The organism is Rhizomonospora bruguierae (assembly GCF_018397995.1).
Taxonomy (GTDB): domain Bacteria; phylum Actinomycetota; class Actinomycetes; order Mycobacteriales; family Micromonosporaceae; genus Rhizomonospora; species Rhizomonospora bruguierae.
Genome location: NZ_BBQH01000083.1, coordinates 1 through 25,052, shown reverse-complemented (window position 1 = coordinate 25,052; position 25,052 = coordinate 1). Strand labels below are relative to the sequence as shown.

Below are 25,052 nucleotides of genomic sequence, written 5' to 3'. Positions count from 1 at the left end.
CCGCGGCGGACGATCGGTCAACCCCGGGTGTGCTGGCCGACCATCAGCACGTTGCCCGAACCGTCGACGATCTCGCCGGCCTGCCAGGCGTCCACGCCCCGGCCGGTGAGGAACGCCAGCGCCCGGTCCGCGTCCGTGGCCGAGACGATCGCGAACATGCCCACGCCCATGTTGAACGTGGACTCCATCTCCGGGCTCTCGATCCGGCCCTTGCTCTGCACCAGGTCGAAAATCGGCTGCGGCTTCCAGGTGGCCCGGTTGACGACCGCGTCCACGTGCTCCGGCAGCACCCGGACCAGGTTGCCCGGGATCCCACCGCCGGTGACGTGCGCCAACGCGCGCACCTCGCACTCGACGATCAGGTCCAGGCAGTCCTTCGCGTAGATCTTGGTAGGGCTGAGCAGCTCCTCGCCGAGGGTGCGCTGGCGGCCGAACTCCTCGATCACGGTGTCCAGCCGCATCCGGCCGGCGCCCAGCAGCACGTGCCGGACCAGCGAGTACCCGTTCGAGTGCAGGCCGGACGAGCGCATCGCGATCACCACGTCGCCGACCTCGACCCGGTCCCGGCCGAGCAGGGCGCTCTCCTCGACCACCCCGACGCCGGTCGCCGACAGGTCGTACTCGTGCGGGCGCAGCACCCCCGGGTGCTCCGCGGTCTCCCCGCCCAGCAGGGCGCAGCCCGCGTACCGGCAGCCGTCCGCGATGCCCGCGCCGATCTCCGCGACCTTCTCCGGCACCACCTCGCCGCAGGCGATGTAGTCCAGCAGGAACAGCGGCTCGGCCCCGCAGGCGACCAGGTCGTCCGCCACCATCGCGACCAGATCGATCCCGACGGTGTCGTGGATGTCCATCTGCTGCGCGATGACCAGCTTGGTGCCCACCCCGTCGGTCGACGAGGCGAGGATCGGGTTGCGGTACTTGGCGATGTCCAGCCGGAACAGGCCGGCGAAGCCGCCGATGTCGCCCATCACCTCGGGGCGCATCGTCCGGTGAACCTTCGACTTCAACAGCGACACCGCCTGCTCCCCCGCGTGGATCGACACACCCGCGTCGGCGTACGTGACGGTGCGCTGGCGAGCCGTGCGCCCGTTGCCCACCTGCCACGGCTGGCGGTCGCTGTCCTCCCGGCGGCCGATGCCACCGGCGCTGCGCTCGGTCACGTGCGTCACGGTTCTCCCCTTTGTGAGGCCGCGGTGTCGACCGCGGTGGGTGTGCCGGACGGTGTCCGGCGGTCGTGCTAGGCCCGGTGGGACGGATCGCCACCGGTCGCCCCGGCGGCCACCGGTTCGGCGTCCGCCTGGTGCTCCCCCCGCTCGGGCCGGTCGGCCGTCACCCGCCGCTCCACGCCCTCGAGTACGTGCTTACCGATCAGATGCCCGGCGGGCAACCCGATGGGGTACTCGCCGTCGAAACACGCCGTGCACAGCCGGCTGCGGGGCTGCTCGGAGGCCGCGATCAGCCCCGGCAGCGACACGTAGCCGAGCGAGTCCGCGCCGATCGAGCGCCGGATGCCGTCGACGTCCAGGCCGTTGGCGATCAGCTCGGCGCGGGTGGGGAAGTCGATGCCGTAGAAGCACGGCCAGGTCACCGGCGGCGCCGAGATGCGCACGTGCACCTCCAGCGCACCGGCCTCGCGCAGCATCCGTACGATCGCGCGCTGGGTGTTGCCGCGCACGATCGTGTCGTCCACCACCACCAGCCGCTTGCCGCGCACGTTCTCCCGCAGCGGGTTCAGCTTCAGCCGCACCCCGAGCTGCCGGATCGTCTGCGACGGCTGGATGAACGTGCGCCCGACGTACGCGTTCTTCGTCAGCCCGGCGCCGTAGGTGATGCCGGACTCCTCCGCGTAGCCGATCGCCGCCGGGATGCCGGACTCCGGCACGCCGATGACCAGATCCGCCTCGGCCGGGTGCTCGCGGGCCAATCGGCGGCCGATCTCCACCCGGGCGGCGTACATGTTGCGGCCGGCGATCGTCGTGTCCGGCCGGGCCAGGTAGACGTACTCGAACAGGCAGCCCTTCGGCTCCGGCGCCGCGAACCGGGCCGAGCGCAGGCCGTCCTCGTCCACCGCGATCAACTCGCCGGGCTCCACCTCGCGGACCACGCTCGCGCCGACGATGTCCAGCGCGGCGGTCTCGCTCGCCACCACCCAGCCGCGCTCCAGCCGGCCGAGGACCAGCGGGCGCACGCCGTGCGGGTCACGGGCCGCGTAGAGGGTGGTCTCGTCCATGAAGACGAAGCTGAAGGCGCCCCGCAGCGTGGGCAGCACCTCCAGCGCGGCGGCCTCCACCGACAGGTCCGGCCGGCCCGCGAGCAGGGCGGTGACCAGCGCGGTGTCGGAGGTCGAGCCGGCCACGTCCAAGCCCCACTCGGCGACGGTACGGGCGAGTTCCGCGGTGTTGACGAGGTTGCCGTTGTGCGCGAGGGCGATCGTGGTGCCGGCCGGGGTGGCCCGGATCGTCGGCTGCGCGTTCTCCCAGGTCGAGCCGCCGGTGGTGGAGTAGCGGGTGTGCCCGATCGCGAGGTGACCACGCAGGCTGGCCAGGGTCGGCTCGTCGAACACCTGGGCGACCAGGCCCAGATCCTTGTAGACCACCACGCCCGATCCATCGCTGACCGCGATGCCCGCGGCCTCCTGGCCGCGGTGCTGCAACGCGTACAGGCCGAAGTAGGTGAGCTTGGAGACCTCTTCCCCCGGGGCCCACACGCCGAACACTCCGCAAGCGTCTTGCGGGCCGGGCCGTTGGGGGTCGAGGTCGTGGCTCAACCGGCCGTCGCCTCGGGGCACCTGCCGCTCCTCGTGCTGATCGGTGCGTTGTCCGCCACAGTGTACGCGAGTGGCCAGACCTTACTGAGAGCCACGTTTCGGATGCCGAAAGTGATCGAGGGCTATCGCTAGATCGGGATGTAATCGGAAATGTCGGCGCGCGTGCCGCTAGCTCTGATCCTCCCCTGTTCGACGGCGGACCGCCACTCCAGCCGCCCGGTGGCCAGCATCACCCACGTCACCGGAGCGCACTCCACCACGTTCGGCGGAGTCCCCCGGGTGTGCCGGGGGCCCGCGACGCACTGCACCGCCCCGAACGGCGGAACCCGCACCTCCACCGAACGGCCGGGCGCCTTCGCCACCAGCCCCCGCAGCAACTCGCGCACCGCGTCACGCAGGGCCGCCCGCTCCGGCTCCGCACCCGCGTCAATCGCGGTCAGGACGGCCGCGACCGCGGCGGACTTACTGTGCGCAGAGGACACGCCGGGACGATACGACCCGCCCGGGACATGTTTGACCCCGGCCCTGGGTCGCGCCGAGGCACCCGGACAAGGCATAGTGGCCGACGGTGTATGCACACAGCGGGTGGCAGACACAGGGTGGCAGACCGGAGGGCGGTGGACGTGACAACACACCGACGAACCTGGATGCTTCGCGCCGGGGTGGTCGCGGTGTTGGCCGCAGGATCGCTCGTGGCACTACCCAGGGCGGCCTTGGCCGTGAACCCCGACGTCAACATCGACTCGTTGACGAACGCCTCCCTGCGCTCCGGTGAGCAGGCGACGATGAAATACAGCATCGTCAACCGGAACACCGAGGGCCCACCGGCGAACTTCACCATCCAGGTCCGTGTGTTCGACGGCCTGAGCTGCTCGGGCGACTGCTCTCCGTCGCAACGGATCGAGCCGGGCGACCGGGCCGAGTTCACCGTCACGCTCAAGGCCGGCAACGTTGCGCAGGGCCAGACCAAGCGCGGCCAGGTGCAGGTCACGGCGAGCGCGCCGGGCGGGATCCTCGGCGGTACCGACCAGGGCTCGGACAGCCGGAACATGACGGTGCAGGGGCCGGACGCGCCGAGCACGGTCGCCGAGATCTCCGGCAAGGTGGCCGACCTCGCCACCGGCGACGGCATCGGTGGCGCGCTGGTCGGCATCCTCGACTCCGACAACCACGCGTACACCACCAACACCAACGAGAGCGGCTCGTTCAAGTTCACCGGCTCGGCCGGCAAGCCGATCACGCCCGGTGAGATCCAGATCACCGCGCAGAAGTCCGGGTGGTCCACGCCCACCAAGTCGATCAACGTGCAGGCCGGCCAGGCTTCCCGGAACGTACGCGTCGTCATGCGGGCCGACGCCGCCCCGAGCGCCACCCCGACCGCCGAGGCGACCGTCGAGGTGCCGACCGACGAGCCCACCGAGGAAGAGGCCGCCGAGGAGACCGGCGTCGCGCAGGCACCGGCCGCGAACAACCAGGACAGCGGCGGCGGCTTCCTCTCCCTGCTGCTGATCATCCTGGGCGGCCTGCTGGTCGCGCTGGGCATCGGCGCGATCGTGCTGCTGATGGTGCGGCGCCGCCGCGAGGACGGCGACCCGGACGAGCCCGTGCCCACGGCGGGAGCCCCGGTGCCGAACAGCCGGGGCGGGTACCGGGGCGGGGACGACGCGACCCGGGTCGCCCGGCCGGACCCCACCATGGCGGCCCGCAACGCGGCCCTGGCGGACGCGCCCACGACGATGCTGCGCCCCGCCGTCGACGACGAGTTCCCGGACCCGTACGGCGCCCCGCCCATGCGGCCGGGGCAGGGCGCGCCGGACTATGGCGCGCCCACCCAGGTGGGCGGCTGGTCCGACGAGCCCGACCCGGGATACCGGGGCGGCGCGGGAGCCACCGGCTACGGCGGCGCGGGCGCCGGTGCATACGGCGCCGGCCCGGCCTCAGGCGCCGGCGCATACGGCAACAACCCGGCCTCGGGCGGCGGCGCGTACGGCGGCGGCCCAGCCACCGGCGCTGGCGCATACCCCAACAACCCCGCCTCCGGCGCTGGCGCATACGGCGGCGGCCAGTACGGCGCGCCGCGGGCCGGGGACGGCTACGGCGGTCGCGGTGACTACCCATCCGCTGGCGCCGGGGGGTACGACACCCGGGCCGGCGGTACGGAGCAGTACGACGAGCCCACCGGGCGTTACGACCGCGGCGGCCCCGGCCCCGGTTACGGCCAACCGGCCGGCGGTGACGGTGGCGGCTACGGCGGCAGCGAGGGCTACGGCGCCGGGCAGGGCGGGTACGACCAGCGCGGCGGCTACGGCGGCGCCGAGCCGGGCTACGGGCACGGCGCGGTTCCGGAGGGCGGCGGCTACCAGGAGCAGGGCTACGACCAGCGCGGTGGCTACGCCGAGGGCTACGACGCCCAGGGCGGCGGCTACGGCGGCGTTGCCGGTGGTGGCGGCGGCTACCAGGAGCCCGGCGCGGGCGGCTACGGCGCCGCCGGCGGCGGCTACCAGGCCCCGACCGCCAGCGGTAGCGGCGGCGGGTACGACCAGGGCGGTTACGACCGCGGGGGCTACGACCGGGGCGGGTACGACCGCGGCGGCTACGAGCAGGGCGGCGGCGGGTACGGCCAGGCCGCCGACGACTACGACCGCGTCCCGCCCCAGCGCGGCGGCTACGAGGACCCGCACGCCGGTGGCGGCTACGCCCCCCGGGGCGGCGCCGACCAGGGCGGCTACTACGAGGACGACCAGCAAAACACCCGCTCGTCGCGGCACGCGGCCCCGCCGCCGCCGGCGCCACCGGGCGGTGGCGGCGGTGGCCGCCGCACGGTCGACTGGCTCGACGACTGACGCTCCATGTGAGCGGACGGCCGGCGGGCTGGCGCCCGGCGCGATTCGCGCCGGGCGCCATTGACAGACAGTCCGCGACGTCTGACGGGCGGCGCGACCCAAAGCCGGCGCGGGCGTCAGAAGGCGCGCGTGAACGTGCCGTTGCGCAGGACGGGGACACCCTCGGAGGCGTTCCTGGCCACGGCCATCTCGACGTCCTCGGGGAAGCCCGCCTCGATGAGTTCGCGCCCCGAGGCGCAGCCGCGCACCGCGGACGACACGTCGGGGATGGCGGCGTAGGCGGCCAGCGCCACCGCTGCCTCCACGGAAAGCCCGCCCGGCACCCCGGAGAGGGCATCCAGGACGGCGGCGGCGCCGAGGAGATCCTCCACGCTCGGCCGCAGGGTCCGGTCCGGCCAGCGCTCCCCGGCCGCCACCACGCCGATCGGGGCGTCCACGGTCCCGTACCCCTCGGCGAGCAGCCACGCCGCAACGGCGCGGGCGTTGCGCAGGCAGCCGGCGACGACCGGTACCCCGGTGGCGCCCGCGGCGGCGCAGATGGCGGAGCCGTTCGGTGAGGGCAGGACGAGATCCGGGACGGCCGGCGCGGCTCTCAGCACGGCCGGCGACAGCGACCACGGCTGCCGTTCGGTGACCCGCCGCCGGCCGGTTGCGACGGCCGCACCGATCCGGCGGGCGTACTCGGCGGCCTGCTCACCCCAGGGGAATGGGTGTACACGCATGCCCCTGGCGACGGCCACGTCTACGGAGGTGGTGAACGAGAGCACGTCCACCACCACCAGCACCGCACACACCCGGCCCAGCTCGGCGGCGCCGCCCAGCCCCCAGTCGAAGCGCGCGCCGCTGCCGGGCTGGGCGAAGACCGAGGGAGTCACCGCCGTCGCCGAACCTTCCCCGGTCAGCCGTCGCCGTCGTCGCGCGGGGCGGTTTCCTGCGCCGCCGGCTCGGCGGCCAGTTCGGTCACCGGCTCGGACTCCGCCCCGACCGGGACCGGGGTCGGCGTGGCCGCCGCGGCACCGAACAGGTCCGGCAGCGTGCGGCTGTACGCCCCGCGCAGCTCGTCCAGGCCGATCGTGAACTGCCCACGGATCTCCAGCTCGCCGCCGGTGGCGTCGACCACGCCGATCGCGCTCCAGGGCAGGCCACGCTCGTCGCAGAGCGCGGTGAACGCCTTCTCCTGGCCGCGTGGCACCGCCACCACCGCCCGGCCCGCGGACTCCGAGAACAGGTACAGGAACGGCATGGCGCCGACGGCGAACCGGGGCGGCAGCGCGACCCGGGCGCCGACGCCACGCCGCAGGCAGGACTCGACCAGAACCTGCGCGATGCCGCCCTCGGAGACATCGTGGGCGGAGCTGATGAAGCCCACCTTGATCGCGTCGGCCAGCACGCCGGCGAGCAGCTTCTCCCGGGCCAGGTCCACCTGCGGGGGTACGCCGCCGAGGTGGCCGTGGGTGACCCAGGCCCACTCCGAGCCGGACAGCTCGGCCCGGGTCTCGCCCAGGACGATGATCACGTCGCCGTCGCGGTGGAAGCCCATCGGCACCCGCTGGGTGACGTCCTCCAGGACGCCGAGCACGCCCACGACCGGCGTGGGGTGGATCGCCGCCGCGCCGGTCTGGTTGTAGAAGCTGACGTTGCCGCCGGTGACCGGGATGCCCAGTTCGGCGCAGCCGTCCGCGAGCCCGCGCACCGCCTCCGCGAACTGCCACATGACCCCCGGGTCCTCCGGGGAGCCGAAGTTGAGGCAGTTGGTGACGGCGACCGGTGCCGCGCCGGTCACGATCACGTTCCGGTAGGACTCGGCCAGCGCCAGTTTGGCGCCCGTGTACGGGTCCAGCCGGGCGTACCGGCCGTTGCCGTCGACCGAGAGGGCCACCCCCAGGTTGGTCCGCTCGTCGATCCGGATCACGCCCGCATCCTCCGGCTGGGCGAGGACCGTGTTGCCCAGCACGTACCGGTCGTACTGCTCGGTGACCCAGGTCTTGTCGCACAGGTTCGGCGACCCGATCATGCGCAGCAGCGTCTCCCGCAGCGCCTCGGGCGTGGCCGGGCGGGGCAGGGTCTCGGCCCGGTCGGCCTGGAGCAGGATCAGGTCCGCCGGCTCGCGCATCGGCCGGGCGTAGACCGGCCCGTCGTCGGCGAGCGAACCGGGCGGCACGTCCGCCACCGGGTACCCGTTCCAGGTGATGAGCAGCCGGCCGGGCTGCCCGTCCGGCTGGGCGGGGGTGACCTCGCCGATCGCGGTGGCCAGCACGCCCCACTTGGCGGCGACCTGGAGCACGGCGTCCAGCCGCTCGGGGGTGACGATCAGCAGCATCCGCTCCTGCGACTCGCTCGCCAGGATCTCGTGCGGCTCCATCGACGGCTCGCGCAGCGGCACCCGCTCCAGCCAGACCCGCATGCCGGTGCCGGCCGCGGCGGCGGTCTCGGTCAGCGCGCAGGTCAGGCCGGCGCCGCCGAGGTCCTGGATGCCGACCACCAGGTTCGCGTCGTACAGCTCGAGGCACGCCTCGATCAGCAGCTTTTCCGTGAACGGGTCGCCGACCTGCACGGACGGTCGGCGCTGCTGGCTTTCGTCGTCGAACGTGGCGCTGGCCAGCACGGAGACGCCGCCGATGCCGTCCCGGCCGGTCTTCGCGCCGAGCAGCACGACCACGTTGCCGGGGCCGGCCGCGGCCTTGTTCTGCAGCCGGTCCGCCGGCAGCACGCCCAGGCAGAGCGCGTTGACCAGCGGGTTGCCCTGGTAGCACGGGTCGAAGACGACCTCGCCGCCGATGTTGGGCAGGCCGAGGCAGTTGCCGTACCCGCCCACGCCGGCGACCACGCCGGGCAGCACCCGGGCGGTGTCGGGGTGGTCGGCGGCGCCGAAGCGCAGCGGGTCCATCACGGCGACCGGGCGGGCGCCCATCGCCAGGATGTCCCGCACGATCCCGCCGACGCCGGTCGCGGCGCCCTGGTACGGCTCCACGTAGCTGGGGTGGTTGTGCGACTCCACCTTGAACGTCACGGCGAGCGTGTCGGAGATCCGGACGACGCCCGCGTTCTCCCCGATCCCGGCGAGCATCCGCTCGCTCGGCGGGGCCTTCTCGCTGAACTGGCGTAGATGCACCTTGCTCGACTTGTACGAGCAGTGCTCGCTCCACATGATCGAGTACATGGCCAGCTCGGACTGGGTGGGCCGGCGGCCGAGGATCTGCTTGATCCGCTCGTACTCGTCGTCGCGCAGCCCCAACTCGAGGTGCGGCTGGAGTTCGTCCGGGTTCGCGCGGGCCGCCTCGACGGTGTCCGGCGCGTGCTTCCACGCGTCGCCGGTGACCGGCGGCGCCACCTGGTCGGTGGTGCTCATGAGGGTGCTCCCGCGAGGTGCTTCAGGACCGAGGTGAACACGCCGAGACCGTCCGTGGACGGGCCGGTCAGGGCCTCGACGGCGTGCTCCGGGTGCGGCATGAGGCCGAGCACGTTGCCCGCCTCGTTGGTGATGCCGGCGATGTCCCGCCGGGACCCGTTCGGGTTCCCGCCCAGGTACCGGAACGCGACCCGGCCGGTCGCCTCCAACTCGTCGAGGGTGCGCTCGTCGGCCACGTAGCAGCCCTCGCCGTGCTTGACCGGGATCACGACCTGCTGGCCCGGCTCGTACGCGTTGGTCCACGCGGCGGCGTTCTCCACCCGCAGGGCCTGGTCGTGGTTGCGGAAGCGCAGGTGCTGGTTGCGGGTGAGCGCGCCGGGCAGCAGGTGGGCCTCGCAGAGCACCTGGAAGCCGTTGCAGATGCCGAGCACCGGCATCCCGCCGCGGGCGGCGTCGACCACCGCGTCCATGATCGGGGCGAACCGGGCGATCGCCCCACAGCGCAGGTAGTCCCCGTACGAGAAGCCGCCGGGCAGCACGACCGCGTCGATCATGGGCAGCCGCTTGTCGGCGTGCCACAGCCGGACCGCCTCGGCGCCGGCGATGCGCACCGCGCGGGACGCGTCGGTGTCGTCCAGCGACCCGGGGAAGGTGACGACTCCGATCCTCACGACGGCTCCCCCGCGCCGTTGACGGCCGGAACGGGCTCCCCCGAACCCTCCGGCGACTCCAGATGGATCTCAAAGTCCTCGATGACGGGGTTGGCCAGCAACTTGTCGGCGATCTCCCGGGCCCGGTCCAGGTCCGGCTCGCCGGCGAACTCGATCTCCACTCGACGACCGATGCGGACCGAGGTAACGTCGGTCACACCGAGGCGCGGCAGCGCGTTGGCGACCGCCTGGCCCTGCGGGTCGAGGATTTCGGGCTTGAGCATGACGTCTACGACGACGCGAGCCACTGAAGGTACTCCCGCTCTGTGATTCCGGTGCATGTCGCGCACCGCCCCTGACGCGACAGTTGACGCCCGCCGCGCCGGCACTGGCGCAACGGTCCAAGCGCGGCCCAGACTACCGGGCGAACGGCGGGATCCGGCCGTTGGGTCGATGGCCGGGCTGGCCGGGTACCCCGCCGACCAGCGGAACTGCGGAGCTTCCCCGCCGAAACGGCACCGGCAAGTATCGGACAGGCGACACTCCGTTGACATCGGATACGGGTGATCGAATCCGGTAAGGCGCGCCGGATCGGCCGGGCCGCCGCTCCCCCGGATGGTCGGCATCCACCATCAAACCGCACAAATGGGCGACTCGGCATCCACTACGGCGCGTCGCGCGGCCACTTACGCTCGGTCCATGCTGGTGGTCACGACCGACGAGCTGCCCGGGTACCTGATCCGCCGGGTGGTCGGCCAGGTGATCGGCATCTGCGCCCGGACCTACAACCCGTTCACCGAGGGCGTCCGCACCCTCTGGGGCGACCCGAACCCCGCCATCGCCGAGGTCCTGGCCCGCTGGCGCCAGGAGGCGGTGGACAACATGATCACCGGCGCCCAGAAGAAGGGCGCCAACGCGGTGGTCGCCATGCGGTTCGACCACCGCGAGGTCACCACCGCCTGGGTGGAGATCTGCGCCTACGGCACCGCCGTGGTCATCGCCGACCGGGCCGCGGTCGAGCGGGAGGAGCAGGACCGGCACCGCGAGCAGGAGCGCCGGGACCGGGAACGCCAGGAGCACGAGCGCCGGGAGCGCGAACGCGAGCAACCGGCCCTGCCGGCCGCCTGACCGAAGGGACTCAGAGGATCGGGGCCGGGGTGTACGCGGCCGCCTCGGGGTGGGCCGCGACCACCGACGCGACCCGCTGCGCCACGGCGGCCACCTGGGCGGGGGCGGCACCGACGAAGGCGGACCGGTCCGCGACCAGCGCGTCGATCTCCGGGCGGGTCAGGCCGAGCCGGCCGTCGGCGGCCAGCCGGTCGAACAGGTCGTTCTCGGCGACGCCCTTCTCCCGCATGGCCAGCGCGACGGCCACCGCGTGCTCCTTGATGACCTCGTGCGCGACCTCCCGCCCCACGCCCCGGCGGACCGCCGCCACCAGGATCTTCGTGGTGGCCAGGAACGGCAGGTACCGGTCCAGTTCGCGGCCGATCACCGCGGGGTAGGCGCCGAACTCGTCCAGCACGGTGAGGAACGTCTGGAACAGGCCGTCGGCGGCGAAGAACGCGTCCGGCAGGGCGACCCGGCGCACCACCGAACAGGAGACGTCGCCCTCGTTCCACTGGTCGCCGGCCAGCTCGCCGACCATCGACAGGTACCCCCGGATGACCACGGCCAGGCCGTTGACCCGCTCGCTGGAGCGGGTGTTCATCTTGTGCGGCATCGCGCTGGAGCCCACCTGGCCGGGGCGGAACCCCTCGGTCACGAGTTCCTGGCCGACCATCAGCCGGATCGTGGTGGCCAGCGAGGACGGGGCGGCGGCGGCCTGGGCGAGCGCGGCGACCACGTCGAAGTCCAGCGAGCGGGGGTAGACCTGGCCGACGCTGTCCAGCACCCGCTGGAAGCCCAGGTGCGCGGCGACCCGGCGCTCCAGGTCGGCGACCTTCGCCGGGTCCCCGTCGAACAGGTCGAGCTGGTCGGCGGCGGTGCCGACCGGCCCCTTGACCCCGCGCAGCGGGTACCGGGCGATCAGGTCGGCCAGGCGCTCGTACCCGATGAGCAGTTCCTCGGCGGCGCTGGCGAAGCGCTTGCCGAGCGTGGTGGCCTGGGCCGGCACGTTGTGCGAGCGGCCGGCCATGACCAGCTCGGAGTGCTCGACGGCCAGCCGGGCCAGCCGGGCCAGGGTGGCGACGACCCGGTCCCGGACCAGCTCGAGCGAGGCGCGGATCTGCAGCTGCTCGACGTTCTCGGTGAGGTCGCGGGAGGTCATCCCCTTGTGGACGTGCTCGTGGCCGGCGAGGGCGGAGAACTCCTCGATCCGTGCCTTGACGTCGTGCCGGGTGACCCGCTCGCGCTCGGCGATCGCGGCCAGGTCGACCCGGTCCAGCACCGACTCGTACGCCTCGATGACCCCGTCGGGCACCGGGACGCCGAGGTCGCGCTGGGCGCGCAGCACCGCGAGCCAGAGCCGGCGCTCGGCGCGTACCTTCTCCTCGGGGGACCAGAGGGCGGCCAGCTCGGCGGAGGCGTAGCGGGCGGCGAGCACGTTCGGGATCGGGTTCGGCACGTACCCCATTCTGCCGCCGACCCGCCCGCCGCCCGCGAGCGGATCAGCGCGGCGCCGCGGCCTCGGATGCCGCGGGCTCTCCCGTGGCCTCCGGGTCGGCCGGCGCGGCGGCGGGCGGTTCCGGGGCCGGGGCCGGCTCGATGACCAGCTGGCGCACGTCCCGGCTGGCGAGCATGAACAGCGTTCCGGCCAGCACGATCCCGGCCGCGCCCAGCACCGCCGCCGCGTCGCCGGCCGCCAGCGCGACCGGTCCGGCGACGACCTGGCCGAGCGGGATCGCGATGAACGAGCCGAGCATGTCGTACGAGTAGACCCGGGCCAGCTTGTCGGCGGGGATGTGCCGCTGCATGGTGGTCTCCCAGGCGACCCCGAACTGCTCGACGGCGAGCCCGCCGAGGAACGCCGCCGGCAGCAGCACCACCAACACCGGCGCCTCGGCCAGCGCGACCAGGAACGGCACCCAACCCAGCATGCAGGCGCAGCCGACGAACAGCAGCCGGCGGATCCGCAGCCGCATCGCCACCAGCGCGCCGACCAGCATGCCGGCGGTCTGCCCGGCGAGCACCACGCCCCAGGCGCCGCGGCCGATCGAGGCGTCCGCCAGGGACGGCCCGACCACGCCCACCGCGCCGACCCAGGCGGCGTTCATGAAGGTGAAGGCCACCACAACCACCCAGAGCCAGGTCCGGGAGCGGAATTCGGTCCAGCCCACGCGCAGTTCGCCGAGCGGGTTGCCCCGGGCGCGGGGGCGCTCGGCCGGGGCGGTCAGCCGGATCCGGGCGAACAGCGCGGCGCCGAGGGCGAACGTGGCCGCGTCCGCGGCCAGACCCCAGCCGGGTCCGACCGCCGCCACCAGGATGCCGCCGAGCGAGGCACCGCCGATCATCGCGCCGTTGATCCCGAACCGGTTGAGCGCGTTCGCCTGCTGGAGCAGGCCCGCCGGCAGCGTCTGCGGGATCAGCGCGGACGCGGCGGGCAGTTCGAACGCGGTGACGATGCCGTTGACCGCCCCGAGCGCCATCAGCGTCCCGATGCTCGCCGTGTGGGTGAGCACCAGCGTCGCCACGGCACCCTGGGTGACGGCCGCCATCACACCGGTCAGCAGGATCACCCGGTGGCGGGGCAACCGGTCCGCGATGACCCCGCCGTAGAGCAGGAACAGCACGTTGCACAGGGACCGGGCGCCGACCACCAGGCCCAGGTCCCGGACCGAGCCGGTGAGGTCCAGGACGGCGAAGGCGAGCGCGATCGGCGCCACGCCGTTGCCGAGCCGGGTGACGAAGGTGCCGATGGCGAGGTTGCGGAACGGTGCGTGGCGCAGCGGGGCGAAGGTGTCGCTCATGCTCCGGTCTCCATTCGGAAGGCGACGATGGTGGCGCTGACGTGGGCGGTGCCTTGGGTGCGCGGCGGCCGGGCCGCCCGGTGCAGGTCGAGGGCGGCGTCCTGGACCCGCTCGCGGAACCGCTCCCAGGCGGCCTGCTCGACCCACAGTTCGGCGTCGGCGAGGATGGATCCGGGGGCGAACCGTTCCCGCTCGGCGCGGCGGCGCAGCTCGGCCGCCACGGCGGCGATCATCATGCGCCGTCCCGCTTCGCTCGCGTCGGTCGGGGAGTGCGGCGCCCGGACACGGACGGGCCCCTGCTCCACCCGGTACCGGTAGCGCTTGGCGACGCCGCCCCGGATCTGCTCCTCGCCGGCGATCTCGATGACCCCGTGGGCGAGGAGTTGGCGCAGGTGGTAGCTGGCGTTGGCGTGCGTCAGGTCCAGCTCGCGCGCCACCTCGGCGGCGGTCATCGCGGCCCCGGTCAGCAGGGACAGGATGCGTATCCGGATCGGGTGCGCGAGCATCCGCAGCTGGCCGGTGGCGTCCGCCAGCTCATCTCCCAAAGACATGTTGGGGAGCTTAGGGGCGCGTCGCCCCCACTGTCAAAGAGTTATTGGGGAGTTGGGTGCCACGGGTCGCGCCTCAGCGCTCCAGGATCGCCACCACGCCCTGCCCGCCGGCGGCGCAGATGGAGATGAGCCCGCGCCCCGACCCCTTCTCGTTCAGGAGCTTGGCGAGCGTGGCGACGATCCGGCCGCCGGTCGCCGCGAACGGGTGCCCGGCGGCCAGCGACGAGCCGGTGACGTTCAGCTTCACCGAGTCGATCGAGCCGAGCGGGCCGGCCAGGCCCAGCCGGTCCGCGCAGAACTCGGGCGACTCCCAGGCCGCCAGCGTCGCCAGCACCTGCGACGCGAACGCCTCGTGGATCTCGTAGTAGTCGAAGTCCGCCAGCGTCAGCCCGCGCCGGGCCAGCAGCCGGGGCACCGCGTACGCGGGCGCCATCAACAGCCCCTCGTCGCCGTGCACGAAGTCGACGGCGGCGGTCTGGGCGTCCACGAACCAGGCCAGCACCGGCAGGTTGCGCTCCGCCGCCCACTCCTCGGAGGCGAGCAGCACCACGGAGGCACCGTCGGTCAGCGGGGTGGAGTTGCCGGCCGTCATCGTGGCCCGCTCGGCGTCCGGCCCGCGGGTCCCGTACACCGGCTTGAGCTCGGCCAGCTTCGACAGCGACGTGTCCGGGCGCAGGTTCTGGTCCCGGGCCAGCCCCAGGTAGGGGGTCATCAGGTCGTCGAAGAAGCCGCGCTCGTACGCCGCGGCCAGCCGCTGGTGGGACCGCAGGGCCAACTCGTCCTGCGCCGCCCGGTCGATGCCCCACCGCACGGCGGTACGGGCGGCGTGCTCCCCCATCGACAGCCCCGTGCGCGGCTCGGCGTTGCGCGGCAGTTCCGGCCGGAACGGCTGGGTCGGGCGCAGCCTCGCGGCCGCGCGCAGACGGGCACCCAGCGAGCGGGCCGAGTTGATCTCCAGCAGGGTGCGGCGCAGCTCCTCGTTCAGCGCGAGCGGAGCGTCCGACGTGGTGTCCACGCCGCCGGCGATCCCGGCGTCCAGCTGACCCAGTGCGATCTTGTTGGCGACCAGGATCGCCGCCTCCAGCCCGGTGCCGCACGCCTGCTGGACGTCGTACGCGGGGGTATGCGGGTCGAGCCGGGAGCCGAGCACCACCTCGCGGGTCAGGTTGAAGTCCCGCGCGTGCTTGAGCACCGCGCCCGCGGCCACCTCGCCGAGCCGCTCGCCGGCCAGCCCGTACCGGGCGACCAGCCCGTCCAGGGCGGCGGTCAGCATGTCCTGGTTGGACGCCCGGGCGTACCGGCCGTTGGAGCGGGCGAACGGGATGCGGTTGCCCCCGACGATGGCGACGCGGCGCACGGCTTCCTCCCGATGTGTTGCCACTAACCTACTCGCGAGTAGGCTACTCGCATGGCCGACAGGTACGCGAGCTTCGCCCATTCCGGGATCGGCAAGGCCGTGGTCAAGCGGCTCGGGCTGCCGAATCCGCCCCGCCTGCGCCGGTACCGCCCCGGCCAGCCGCTCGTCGAGGCGCCCGTGCTGGTCGACGGCGCCCCGCACGGTCGGCTGGCCGACCCGGTCCGCGAGCTGCTGACCGCCGCCGGGGTCCCGCTCGGCGACGAGGCGCCGCTCGGCGGGCTGGTCTTCGACGCCACCGGCATCGTCGACTCCACCGGCCTGCGCGCCCTGTACGACTTCTTCCACCCGCGGGCCCGCGCGCTGCGGCCCAGCGGTCGGGTCGTGGTCCTCGGCACCCCGCCCGAGAGCTGCGAGAACCCGCGCGAGGCGACCGCGCAGCGCGCCCTGGAGGGCCTGACCCGCAGCATCGGCAAGGAGTTCGGCCGCGGCGCCACCGCCCAACTCGGGTACGTCACCCCGGGCGCCGAGGCCGGCATCGAGTCCACCCTGCGGTTCCTGCTCTCGGCCCGCTCGGCGTACGTCTCCGGCCAGGTCATCCGCATCGGACCGGGCGAGGTCACGCCGCCGGAGGACTGGGAGCGGCCGCTGGCCGGCAGGGTCGCCCTGGTCACCGGCGCCGCCCGCGGCATCGGGGCGGCCATCGCCCAAGTCCTGGCCCGCGACGGCGCGCGCGTCATCGCCCTCGACGTGCCCGCCGCCGGGGAGTCGCTCGCCGAGGTCGCCAACGACATCAAGGGCGAGACCCTCCAACTGGACCTGACCGCCGGCGACGCGCCCGCCCGGCTGGCCGAGTACCTGCGCACCCGGCACGGCGGCGTGGACGTGGTGGTGCACAACGCCGGCATCACCCGGGACAAGACCATCGGCCGGATGGACCCCGATCGCTGGGATCGGGTGCTCGACGTGAACCTGTCCAGCCAGGAGCGGATCAACGACGAACTGGTCGACCGGGGCCTGATCCGCACCGGTGGCCGGATCGTCGGGGTGGCCTCCATCGCGGGCATCGCCGGCAACCGCGGCCAGACCAACTACGCCACCAGCAAGGCCGGCGTGATCGGCCTGGTCCGGTCGATGGCGCCGCTGCTCGCCGACCGGAACATCACCGTCAACGCCGTGGCGCCCGGGTTCATCGAGACCAGGATGACCGCGAAGATGCCGCTCGCGCTGCGCGAGGCCGGCCGCCGCATGAACAGCCTGGCGCAGGGCGGCCGGCCGGTGGACGTGGCCGAGACCATTGCCTGGTTCGCCTCACCCGGCTCTGGCGGCGTCACCGGCAACGTGGTGCGGGTCTGCGGCCAGAGCCTGCTGGGGGCCTGACATGTCGGTCTACCGGCACGCCGTCATCGGCATGCTCCCGCTGCGCCGCCCGTCATCGCTGCCGGCGGCCACCCTGACCCGGGAGGGCGTGACCGTCGACCGGGCGCACCTGGCCGAGTACGACCGGGTGTGCGGCTTCGGGCTGACCGATGCCCTACCCGCCACCTACCCGCACGTGCTCGCGTTCCCGCTCGCCATGCGCATGATGGCCGCGCCGAGCTTCCCGTTCCCGGTCATCGGCCTGGTCCACGTCGCGAACCGGATCACCGTCCGTCGCCCGATCGACGCCGGCGAGCGGCTGGACCTCGCCGTCCGCGCCGCCGATCTGCGCCCCCACGACCGGGGTCACCAGTTCGACATCGTCGCCACGGCCAGCGTGGCGGGGGAGGTCGTCTGGGCGGGCGTCTCCACGTACCTGCGCCGCTCGGGCGGCCCGGGCGGCTCTCGCACCTCGGCCGACCGCCCGACCCCGCCACCCGGCTCCGCCGTCTGGCGCCCGACCCGGCGCGTCGGTACGGACTACGCCCGCGTCTCCGGCGACCACAACCCGATCCACACCTCGCGGCTCGGCGCCCGGCTCTTCGGCTTCCCCCGCCCGATCGCCCACGGCATGTGGAGCAAGGCCCGCTGCCTCGCGGCGCTGGCCGGCCGCCTCCCGGCGGCGTACACGGTGGACGTCGCGTTCAAGCTCCCGGTGTTCCTGCCCGGCACGGTTTCGTTCGGGTGGAACGGCACCGGGTTCACGCTGCACGACGCCCGCTCCGGCAGGCCCCACCTGACCGGCTCGATCACGTAGGCGCCTGATACCACCGGCGGCACCGCCTCCGGTCGCTGTCGCGTCAGGGCTGGTCGGGGCGCCAGACGGAGCCGGCGAGCAGTTGGGCGGCGCCCAGCCAGGCGATGTTCATCATCCGGGCGGCGGTCCTGTCCGGGTCGGCCGCCGGGTCGCTGGCCAGTCGGTCCGCCATCGACTCCGCCGCGCCGACCAGCGCGTACGCCACCGCCGTGAGGTCGTTCGGGCGCACGGGGCGGCCGTCGACGGGCACCGCACGGCCGAGCATGCCGGTGACGATCTCGATGATGCGGGCGCGCATCTCGGCCAGGGCGCCGGCGGCCCGGGAACGGCCGCGGGCCTGCCGGAAGAGGACGACCCAGCCGTCGCGGTTCTGCCCGACGTAGCGGAAGAACGCCCGCAGGCCACGCCACATCTGCTCGTCCGGTGGCAGGTCGGGGCGCACCACGGCGACCAGCGCCTCCATGATCCGGGTGCCCTCGCGGTGCAGGCAGGCCAGGAACAGTTCGTCCTTGGTGCCGAGGTAGGCGTACACCATGGGCTTGGAGATGCCGGCGTCCTCGGCGATCTCGTCCATGCTCGCGGCGTGGAAGCCGCGGCGGGCGAAGACGCGGACCGCGGCGTCGAGCATCTGCCGCTCGCGCACGGCGCGGGGGAGGCGCTTGAAACTGGGTGCCGGACCGGCTGCTGCCGCCATGGTTGCGAGCATACCTACTCACGCGTAAGGTTACGCGCGAGTAAGTTGACAGCAGTACGTGGGGAGTGAGCGATGACCGAATTCGACCCGGCCACCTTCGCGTCGGTGGGGCCCCAGCAGTTCGCCAAGCTGGTAAAGACGACACCGGACGCCCAGATCAAGGAGGTCATGTCCGGCGACCTGCGCGAGCGGATCCTGGACACGGTGTTCGACCGGATGCCGTCGCTGTTCCGGCCGGACCGGGCGGGGTCGACCAACGCCGTGGTGCACTGGACCATCACCGGTCGCGCGGACGGCGGTTCGGACACCTACGAGGTGGTCGTCGCGGACGGCACCTGCACCACCCGCAAGCCCCCGCAGGACGAGCCCCGGCTCACGCTGACCATGGGCCCGGTCGAGTTCCTGAAGGTGATCAGCGGCGACGGCAACCCGGTGATGATGTTCATGACCGGCAAGCTCAAGGCCAAGGGCGACCTGGGCCTGGCCGCGAACATCGCCAACCTGTTCGACATGCCGAAGGCCTGACGCCGCCATGCCGGAGTTCTCCCTCGACCTGTCCGAGGAGCAACGCGACCTGCGGGAGTGGGTACACGGCTTCGCCGCCGACACGGTGCGCCCCGCCGCGGCGGAGTGGGACGAGCGCGAGGAGACGCCCTGGCCGCTGATCCAGGAGGCGGCGAAGATCGGGCTGTACGGCTTCGAGTTCCTCGCCAACTGCTGGGCCGACCCGACGGGCCTGTCGATGCCGCTGGTGAACGAGGAACTGTTCTGGGGCGACGCCGGCATCGCGATGTCCATCTTTGGCACCTCGCTGGCGGTCGCCGCGATCTACGGCTCGGGCCAGCCGGAGCAGCTGGTGGAGTGGGTGCCCCAGTGCTTCGGTGACGCGTCCACGCCGAAGGTGGGCGCGTTCTGCAGCACCGAACCGGAGGCCGGCTCGGACGTGGGCGCCATGCGCACCCGCGCCGTGTACGACGAGGCGACGGACGAGTGGGTCCTCAACGGCCAGAAGGCGTACGCGACCAACGGCGGCATCGCCGACGTGCACGTCGTCACGGCCGTGGTCGACCCGGAACTGGGCTCCCGGGGGCAGGCCGCCTTCGTGGTGCCGCCCGGCACACCCGGCCTCGTCGGTACCAGGAAGTTGAAGAAGTTGGGCCTGCGCGCCTCGCACACCGCGGACGTGTTTCTGGACGACGTCCGCGTGCCGGGACGCTGCCTGCTCGGCGGCCGGGAGGCCCTGCTCGCGCGCCTGGACCGGGCACGGCAGGGGCGGAAGGCGGCCGGGCAGGCGGCGATGCGCACGTTCGAGCTGACCCGGCCGACGGTCGGGGCGCAGGCGCTGGGCATCGCGCGGGCGGCGTACGAGTACGCCCTGGAGTACGCCAAGGGACGCGAGCAGTTCGGCCGGCCGATCATCGCCAACCAGGCGATCGCCTTCGCGCTGGCCGACATGCGGATGGAGATCGACGCCGCCCGGCTGCTGGTCTGGCGGGCCGCCTGGATGGGGCGCAACAACCGGCCGTTCGCGGCCGGCGAGGGCTCCATGTCCAAGCTGAAGGCCGGCGAGGTGGCGGTGGCGGTGACCGAGAAGGCGGTGCAGATTCTCGGCGGTGCCGGGTTCCTGCGGGAGCACCCGGTGGAGCGCTGGTACCGGGACGCCAAGATCTACACCATCTTCGAGGGGACCTCCGAGATCCAACGCCTGGTCGTGTCCCGGGCCATCTCCGGAATGCCGATCCGGTGAGCCCCGCGACGCCGTAGCGGGCTCCCGAGCGCCGGGAGCCCGCGCGGCTTTCGTGGTGGTCCGCCGCCCGCGCCCGGAATGACTCTCAGCCCTGGTTGACCGTCGCGCTCACCGTGATGCTCTTGGTGATCCGGGGCATCTCGCCGGCGGTCGCCAGCATGAAGGTGTGCTGCTGCTTGTCGCCGGCCGACCCGGAACAGGGGAACGGCAGCGTCGCGGTGCCCTTGGCCATCGGGTAGGTGTCGAAGATCCCCGGCCCGTCGATCGAGATCGTCACGGTGGAGGCGCCGGTGACCTTCCACTCGACCGTCACCTGCCGGCCCGCCGGATTCTCGGCGCCGGGGCAGACCGGCGGCGTCGCGACCCGGAAGTAGACGATCGCCGGCCCGGCGGGCTGCTGGCCGGCGGGCGGGCGCGGGGTGCCGCTCTTGGTCTTGGCGGCGGTCGCCGCGGGCGTGGGATCCGGCGCGGTCGGGGCCGGGGTCGTCGGCGCCGGAGTGACCGGCGGCGCCGGCACGGCCGCGGAGGACGGTTCGTCACCGCCGCCGCAGCCGGCCAGCGCGAGAGCCGCCACCGTGGCGGCCGACAGCAGGATCACTCGTCTCGGGGACTGGCGAGTCATCGGGTTCCCTCTCGGCCGGCGCGGTGTCCCCTCACACGGTAGGAACGCGGCCCGCCGCGCGCGCTCCCCTGTTCGTGCCACGCGGACCGGACGACGGCTCGCCCACCGGGTACCGCCCGCCGCCCGGGCTACCCGGGCAGGCCCACCTCGCCCCGCACGGCGGAGAGCGCGATGTCCGAACGGTGCTGCGCACCGGTCAACTCCACCCCGGTGAGCAGCGCGTACGCGGCGTCCCGGGCGGCGGCCAGGTCCGGACCGGTGGCCGTGGCGCACAGCACCCGCCCACCGGACGAGACGACCGCATCATCGGCCGGGCGGCGCGCGGTACCGGCGTGGATGATCCCGGGGCGCTCGGCGCCGACGATCACGTCCCCGGTGCGCGCCGTCTCCGGGTACCCCTGGCTGGCCAGCACGACCGTGACCGCCGAACCGGGGCGCCAGCGCAGCGGCGGGTGGGCACCCAGGGTGCCGGTGGCGGCGGCGTGCAGGAGCCCGGCCAGCGGCGTCTCCAGCAGCGCCAGCACGACCTGGGTCTCCGGGTCCCCGAAGCGCGCGTTGAACTCGACCACCCGGGGGCCGGCCGCGGTCATCGCCAACCCGATGTAGAGCAGGCCCGCGAACGGGGTGCCCCGGCGGCGCATCTCCGCGAGCGTGGGGTGCGCGACGCTCGCCATCACCTCGTCCACCAGCCCCGGCGGCGCCCACGGCAGCGGCGCGTAGGCGCCCATGCCGCCGGTGTTCGGGCCGGTGTCGCCGTCACCGGCGCGCTTGAAGTCCTGCGCCGGCAGCAGCGGCACCGCCGCCTCGCCGTCGGTCACCACGAACAGCGACACCTCGGGCCCGGCCAGGTACTCCTCGATCACCACCCGCCCGCAGGCGGCGGCGTGCGCGCGCGCTTCGGCCAGGTCCCCGGTCACCACGACGCCCTTGCCGGCGGCCAGGCCGTCGTCCTTAACCACGTACGGCGGGCCGAACTCGGCCAGCGCCCGGTCCGACTCCACCGGCGTCGCGCAGGTGTACGAGCGGGCGGTGGGCACCCCGGCGGCGGCCATCACGTCCTTGGCGAACGCCTTCGAGCCCTCCAGCCGCGCCGCCTGCGCCGAGGGTCCGAAGCAGGCGATGCCCTTGGCCCGCACGGCGTCCGCGACGCCCGCCACCAGCGGCGCCTCCGGGCCGATGACGACCAGGTCGGCACCGGCCTCCACGGCCAGCGCGGCGACCGACGCCGGGTCGGTGGGCACGACCTCGCGCAGGTCGGCGATGGCGGCCATGCCGGGGTTGCCCGGGGCGGCGATCAGCTGGGTGACGGCGGGGTCCGCGGCCAGGCCGAGCGCGAGCGCATGCTCCCGCCCCCCGGTGCCGACTAGAAGTACGCGCACGAGCGCCCAGGCTACCCTGTGGACATCCATCCACAGGGTGTGGATAACCGCGTCCCAGCCCTTGGGTCAGCCGCCGAGCAGGTCGTGCCGGACCACGTTCTCCTCGCGCCCCGGCCCGACGCCGATCACGCTCACCCGGGTGCCGCACAGCTGCTCGATCCGCTCCACGTACCGCTGCGCCGCGGCCGGCAACTCCTCGAACGAGCGAACCTTGCCGATGTCCTCCCACCAGCCGTCCAGCTCCTCGTACACCGGGCGGGCGTGGTGGAACGCCGTCTGGCTCATCGGCATGTCGTCGACCCGGCGCCCGTCGATCTCGTACGCCACGCAGATCGGCACCTTCTCGAAGCCGCTCAGCACGTCCAGCTTGGTGACCACCAGGTCGGTGATCCCGTTCAGCCGGGCCGCGTACCGGGCCACCACCGCGTCGAACCAGCCGCAGCGCCGCTCCCGGCCGGTGGTCACGCCGTACTCTCCGCCGATCTTGCGCAGATGCTGCCCCGCGTCGTCGAACAGCTCGGTCGGGAACGGGCCGGAACCGACCCGGGTCGTGTACGCCTTGCTGACCCCGATCACCCGCGTGATGCTCGTCGGCGGCACCCCGGTACCCACGCAGGCGCCGCCCGAGGTCGGGTTGGACGAGGTGACGAACGGATACGTCCCGTGGTCCATGTCCAGCATGGTGGCCTGGGCGCCCTCCATCAGGACCGTCTCGCCCCGGTCCAGCGCGTCCCACAGCATCGCCCGGGTCTCGGCGATGTACGGGCGCAGCCGCTCCGCGTACTCCAGGTACTCGGCCACCACCGCGTCCACGTCCAGCGCCTTGCGGTTGTAGACCTTGAACAGCATCTGGTTCTTCTCGCGGAGCACCAGCTCCAGCTTCTGGCGCAGGATCCCCGGGTCGAGCAGGTCCTGGACCCGGATGCCCATGCGGGCCACCTTGTCCCCGTACGCCGGGCCGATGCCGCGCCCGGTGGTGCCGATCCGGGCCGAGCCGAGGTAGCGCTCGACCACCCGGTCCAGCGCCCGATGGTGCGGCATGATCAGGTGCGCGTCCCCCGAGATCCGCAGGCGGGACGTGTCCACGCCGCGCTCGTTCAGCCCGTCGATCTCGGCGAGCAGCACCTTCGGGTCCACCACCACGCCATTGCCGATCACGATCATCGCGGTGGGCGACAGCGCGCCCGAGGGCATCAGGTGCAGGGCGTACTTCTGCCCGTCCGGCGTGATCACCGTGTGCCCGGCGTTGTTCCCGCCCGAGTACCGGACCACGTAGTCGACCCGCTCCCCCAACAGGTCGGTAACCTTGCCCTTGCCCTCATCGCCCCACTGGGCGCCAAGGAGCACGATCGCTGGCATCTCCATCCCGCCTTAACTGGGGGCTCAGGTGCCCGGTGGCGACCAGTTGGCGAGCCCGAGGTGTCAGGCTAACAAGACCGCGAACGCGGACAGGAACGTGGCGGGAGGCCCGGCCGGTGTACGACGTGGTACTTCTCACCCTGGACGGCTCCGGCACACCCGGCTGCCGGCCCCGGGTACCGGTACTGGCTTGCGCGGACGCGCTGACCGCCGCCGGCGCGCGGGTGGAGACGGTCACCGCCGACTCGGACGCGGCCATCGACGAGGTCATCGCCCGCTTCGACGCACCGCCGCGCCCGGACGGCCTGACCTGGCCGGACGCCGACGGCGAGGCCCGGCTGGTCGTCGCCGCGGCCGCCGACGGCCAGGTGCGCGCCGTCGTCCGCCGCCTGGTCCGCCGGTACGCGCCGCCGCCCAGCCGCCGCCCGGCCGACCTGCCATCCGCGCGGACCGTGCCGGACCTGCCACCCATCGGCGTCCTCCCGCTGGACCCCGCCAACGCCGCTCCCGTCGCCGGGCTGGCGACCCAGTTGGGGCTGCCGCGGAGGCCGGAGGAGGTCGCGGCGGCCGTGCTCGGCGGCACGGTGCGCCGGCTCGACCTGCTCCGCAACGACGCCGGCTCGGTCACCCTGGACGGTGCCCTCGTCGGCGGCACCGACGAGGGCGGCCAGGCCGTACCCTGGCGGGCCCGGGTGGAGGTGGACGGCAAGGTGCTCAGCGCCGGGGAGGACCCGATCGTGGCGTGCGTCGTGGCGAACGCGGGCGGGTACATCGGTGGCGCCGGGATGCCGCTGCTCACCTCCGCCGATCCCGCCGACGGCCGGGTCGAGGTCGCCGTGGCGGTCCCGGTGGCGCGACGATCACTGCTGGTCCGGAAGAAGGTCGCCATGCAGGTGCGCCGGGCCGGCGGCCGGGCCGTCGCGATCGTGCCCCGGGACGGCGAGGTGCCCATCCTGGACGACGGCGTCGCCGGGTCGATGAGCCGGAAAAGATCGTGGTGGACGGAGCCCGGAGCGTGGGCGGTATACGTGGGATGAGCGGCTGTGCAATGGTGCTAGCAGGCCCACAGCTCAATCTTTAGGGGGAGGAGGACGCCGTGGAGGACCCGTACGCCGACCGCGTCTACGTGCCCGGCAGCGGGGCACCGTCGGCGGACGAACCGTTCTGGCCGCCGGAGGATCTCGACCCGCCACCGCTGGGTAAGGCCTCCGTGCCCGGATCGCCAGCGCGCCCGGCATCCCCCGGCGCGAACACTCCCGGCGAGGACCGCACCCTCTACGTGGTCGGCGGCCCCACCACCCCGCCCGCGGGCGGGGCCAACGTCCAGCCGGGTGCGCCCGCCGAGCCGGCGAACCCGGTGCGCGGGGACCGCCCGCAGGCATGGCCGACGGTCACGCCCCGCGGGCCGAACGGCCAAGCCGGCCCAGACGGTGGCCCTGCTGGTGGCCCCGCCGGCGGCCCCGCTGCCCCCATGCCGGGGCAGCCGGTCGCCGCGCCGGGCCAGCCGCCCGCGCCGGGCCAGCCCCCTCTCGGAGCACCCGGCCGACCGCCCGTCGGGGCCCCGGGCCAACCGCCGGTCGGCCCGGCGGGCTTGCCGCCGTTCGGCCCGGCGGGGCAACCGGCAGTCGGCCCGGCGGGCTACCCGCCTGCCGG

The 25,052-nt window shown here is 73.7% G+C and carries 22 protein-coding genes and 1 pseudogene; 8 read left to right on the top strand and 15 right to left on the bottom strand.

The window, feature by feature from the left end; translation table 11 throughout:
• Window positions 1-17 precede the first annotated feature (17 nt).
• The 3 genes from purM to KJS59_RS27240 all read right to left on the bottom strand — a co-directional run bounded on the left by purM (window position 18) and on the right by KJS59_RS27240 (window position 3,249).
• Window positions 18-1,169 (bottom strand): phosphoribosylformylglycinamidine cyclo-ligase, encoded by a 1,152-nt coding sequence (gene purM / locus KJS59_RS27250; RefSeq protein ID WP_213456206.1) that lies wholly within the window; start codon window positions 1,167-1,169, stop codon window positions 18-20.
• Window positions 1,170-1,237: 68 nt separating this feature from the next.
• Window positions 1,238-2,788 carry an amidophosphoribosyltransferase gene (purF, locus tag KJS59_RS27245; protein ID WP_213456204.1) on the bottom strand — a complete coding sequence of 517 codons (1,551 nt, stop codon included), beginning with the start codon at window positions 2,786-2,788 and terminating at the stop codon, window positions 1,238-1,240.
• A 107-nt stretch (window positions 2,789-2,895) separates the two neighbouring features.
• Window positions 2,896-3,249, bottom strand: a complete 354-nt coding sequence (locus KJS59_RS27240; RefSeq protein WP_213456202.1) for a sterol carrier family protein — start codon at window positions 3,247-3,249, stop codon at window positions 2,896-2,898.
• Between the two features lie 210 nt (window positions 3,250-3,459).
• On the opposite strand from KJS59_RS27240, the gene KJS59_RS31895 reads away from it, so the two are divergent.
• The gene (locus tag KJS59_RS31895) at window positions 3,460-5,610 is read left to right on the top strand and encodes a carboxypeptidase regulatory-like domain-containing protein (protein ID WP_213456200.1); all 2,151 of its coding nucleotides are present in this window, start codon (window positions 3,460-3,462) and stop codon (window positions 5,608-5,610) included.
• A gap of 116 nt (window positions 5,611-5,726) precedes the next feature.
• On the opposite strand, the gene KJS59_RS27230 is transcribed toward KJS59_RS31895, so the two are convergent.
• From KJS59_RS27230 to purS, 4 genes are read right to left on the bottom strand one after another with little or no spacing between them, the layout of a single operon-like run.
• A complete protein-coding gene (locus KJS59_RS27230; protein ID WP_213456198.1) occupies window positions 5,727-6,485 on the bottom strand; it encodes a 2-phosphosulfolactate phosphatase in 759 nt (252 codons plus the stop codon).
• A 23-nt stretch (window positions 6,486-6,508) separates the two neighbouring features.
• A complete protein-coding gene (gene purL, locus KJS59_RS27225) occupies window positions 6,509-8,959 on the bottom strand; it encodes a phosphoribosylformylglycinamidine synthase subunit PurL (RefSeq protein ID WP_213456196.1) in 2,451 nt (816 codons plus the stop codon).
• A complete protein-coding gene (gene purQ / locus KJS59_RS27220; protein ID WP_213456193.1) occupies window positions 8,956-9,630 on the bottom strand; it encodes a phosphoribosylformylglycinamidine synthase subunit PurQ in 675 nt (224 codons plus the stop codon). The genes purL and purQ overlap by 4 nt, the downstream gene beginning before the upstream one ends.
• Entirely contained in the window at window positions 9,627-9,917 is a 291-nt protein-coding gene (gene purS / locus KJS59_RS27215; RefSeq protein WP_213456191.1) for a phosphoribosylformylglycinamidine synthase subunit PurS, read from the bottom strand. The genes purQ and purS overlap by 4 nt, the downstream gene beginning before the upstream one ends.
• A 391-nt stretch (window positions 9,918-10,308) precedes the next feature.
• On the opposite strand from purS, the gene KJS59_RS27210 reads away from it, so the two are divergent.
• Complete coding sequence (locus KJS59_RS27210) at window positions 10,309-10,737, top strand: YbjQ family protein (protein ID WP_213456189.1); 429 nt, start codon at window positions 10,309-10,311, stop codon at window positions 10,735-10,737.
• A gap of 10 nt (window positions 10,738-10,747) precedes the next feature.
• Here KJS59_RS27210 and purB read toward each other — a convergent pair whose 3' ends face one another.
• The 4 genes from purB to KJS59_RS27190 form a co-directional block, all read right to left on the bottom strand.
• Window positions 10,748-12,175, bottom strand: coding sequence for an adenylosuccinate lyase (gene purB / locus KJS59_RS27205; protein WP_376771281.1), 1,428 nt, complete (start codon window positions 12,173-12,175; stop codon window positions 10,748-10,750).
• A gap of 43 nt (window positions 12,176-12,218) precedes the next feature.
• Entirely contained in the window at window positions 12,219-13,517 is a 1,299-nt protein-coding gene (locus tag KJS59_RS27200) for an MFS transporter (protein WP_213456185.1), read from the bottom strand.
• A complete protein-coding gene (locus tag KJS59_RS27195) occupies window positions 13,514-14,068 on the bottom strand; it encodes an ArsR/SmtB family transcription factor (protein ID WP_213456182.1) in 555 nt (184 codons plus the stop codon). Before KJS59_RS27195 ends, KJS59_RS27200 begins: the two co-directional genes overlap by 4 nt.
• A 73-nt stretch (window positions 14,069-14,141) precedes the next feature.
• A complete protein-coding gene (locus KJS59_RS27190; protein WP_283775903.1) occupies window positions 14,142-15,449 on the bottom strand; it encodes an acetyl-CoA C-acetyltransferase in 1,308 nt (435 codons plus the stop codon).
• 27 nt (window positions 15,450-15,476) lie between these two features.
• On the opposite strand from KJS59_RS27190, the gene KJS59_RS27185 reads away from it, so the two are divergent.
• Both KJS59_RS27185 and KJS59_RS27180 read left to right on the top strand, forming a co-directional pair.
• Window positions 15,477-16,802: a 3-oxoacyl-ACP reductase gene (locus KJS59_RS27185; protein WP_213456178.1), complete on the top strand. Its 1,326-nt coding sequence runs from the start codon at window positions 15,477-15,479 to the stop codon at window positions 16,800-16,802.
• Between the two features lies 1 nt (window position 16,803).
• Window positions 16,804-17,598, top strand: coding sequence for a MaoC/PaaZ C-terminal domain-containing protein (locus tag KJS59_RS27180; protein WP_213456176.1), 795 nt, complete (start codon window positions 16,804-16,806; stop codon window positions 17,596-17,598).
• A gap of 43 nt (window positions 17,599-17,641) precedes the next feature.
• Here the strand turns inward: KJS59_RS27180 and KJS59_RS27175 are convergent, their stop codons facing one another.
• The gene (locus KJS59_RS27175) at window positions 17,642-18,292 is read right to left on the bottom strand and encodes a TetR/AcrR family transcriptional regulator (RefSeq protein WP_213456175.1); all 651 of its coding nucleotides are present in this window, start codon (window positions 18,290-18,292) and stop codon (window positions 17,642-17,644) included.
• A 72-nt stretch (window positions 18,293-18,364) separates the two neighbouring features.
• Between KJS59_RS27175 and KJS59_RS27170 the strand changes: the two genes are divergently transcribed.
• Together KJS59_RS27170 and KJS59_RS27165 are read left to right on the top strand one after the other, a co-directional pair.
• Window positions 18,365-18,817, top strand: coding sequence for an SCP2 sterol-binding domain-containing protein (locus tag KJS59_RS27170; RefSeq protein ID WP_213456172.1), 453 nt, complete (start codon window positions 18,365-18,367; stop codon window positions 18,815-18,817).
• A gap of 7 nt (window positions 18,818-18,824) precedes the next feature.
• Entirely contained in the window at window positions 18,825-20,039 is a 1,215-nt protein-coding gene (locus KJS59_RS27165; RefSeq protein ID WP_213456170.1) for an acyl-CoA dehydrogenase family protein, read from the top strand.
• Between the two features lie 85 nt (window positions 20,040-20,124).
• Here KJS59_RS27165 and KJS59_RS27160 read toward each other — a convergent pair whose 3' ends face one another.
• The 3 genes from KJS59_RS27160 to KJS59_RS27150 all read right to left on the bottom strand — a co-directional run bounded on the left by KJS59_RS27160 (window position 20,125) and on the right by KJS59_RS27150 (window position 23,399).
• Window positions 20,125-20,661 (bottom strand): hypothetical protein, encoded by a 537-nt coding sequence (locus KJS59_RS27160; protein WP_213456168.1) that lies wholly within the window; start codon window positions 20,659-20,661, stop codon window positions 20,125-20,127.
• A gap of 128 nt (window positions 20,662-20,789) precedes the next feature.
• A complete protein-coding gene (gene purD, locus KJS59_RS27155) occupies window positions 20,790-22,040 on the bottom strand; it encodes a phosphoribosylamine--glycine ligase (protein WP_213456165.1) in 1,251 nt (416 codons plus the stop codon).
• 66 nt (window positions 22,041-22,106) lie between these two features.
• Window positions 22,107-23,399 carry an adenylosuccinate synthase gene (locus KJS59_RS27150; protein ID WP_213456163.1) on the bottom strand — a complete coding sequence of 431 codons (1,293 nt, stop codon included), beginning with the start codon at window positions 23,397-23,399 and terminating at the stop codon, window positions 22,107-22,109.
• A gap of 116 nt (window positions 23,400-23,515) precedes the next feature.
• Between KJS59_RS27150 and KJS59_RS27145 the strand changes: the two genes are divergently transcribed.
• Entirely contained in the window at window positions 23,516-24,436 is a 921-nt protein-coding gene (locus tag KJS59_RS27145) for a diacylglycerol kinase family protein (RefSeq protein WP_213456161.1), read from the top strand.
• A 59-nt stretch (window positions 24,437-24,495) separates the two neighbouring features.
• Window positions 24,496-25,052 (top strand): annotated as a pseudogene (locus tag KJS59_RS31890) (hypothetical protein); the annotation flags it as partial.

Excerpts from the sequence above, each read along its gene's own strand:
- KJS59_RS27150 (WP_213456163.1), bottom strand. The coding sequence starts at position 23,399 with ATGCCAGCGATCGTGCTCCTTGGCGCCCAGTGGGGCGATGAGGGCAAG.
- KJS59_RS27185 (WP_213456178.1), top strand. The coding sequence starts at position 15,477 with ATGGCCGACAGGTACGCGAGCTTCGCCCATTCCGGGATCGGCAAGGCC.
- KJS59_RS27195 (WP_213456182.1), bottom strand. The coding sequence starts at position 14,068 with ATGTCTTTGGGAGATGAGCTGGCGGACGCCACCGGCCAGCTGCGGATG.
- KJS59_RS27175 (WP_213456175.1), bottom strand. The coding sequence starts at position 18,292 with ATGGCGGCAGCAGCCGGTCCGGCACCCAGTTTCAAGCGCCTCCCCCGC.
- KJS59_RS27165 (WP_213456170.1), top strand. The coding sequence starts at position 18,825 with ATGCCGGAGTTCTCCCTCGACCTGTCCGAGGAGCAACGCGACCTGCGG.
- KJS59_RS27210 (WP_213456189.1), top strand. The coding sequence starts at position 10,309 with ATGCTGGTGGTCACGACCGACGAGCTGCCCGGGTACCTGATCCGCCGG.
- KJS59_RS27170 (WP_213456172.1), top strand. The coding sequence starts at position 18,365 with ATGACCGAATTCGACCCGGCCACCTTCGCGTCGGTGGGGCCCCAGCAG.
- KJS59_RS27200 (WP_213456185.1), bottom strand. The coding sequence starts at position 13,517 with ATGAGCGACACCTTCGCCCCGCTGCGCCACGCACCGTTCCGCAACCTC.
- KJS59_RS27180 (WP_213456176.1), top strand. The coding sequence starts at position 16,804 with ATGTCGGTCTACCGGCACGCCGTCATCGGCATGCTCCCGCTGCGCCGC.
- purL (WP_213456196.1), bottom strand. The coding sequence starts at position 8,959 with ATGAGCACCACCGACCAGGTGGCGCCGCCGGTCACCGGCGACGCGTGG.
- KJS59_RS27160 (WP_213456168.1), bottom strand. The coding sequence starts at position 20,661 with ATGACTCGCCAGTCCCCGAGACGAGTGATCCTGCTGTCGGCCGCCACG.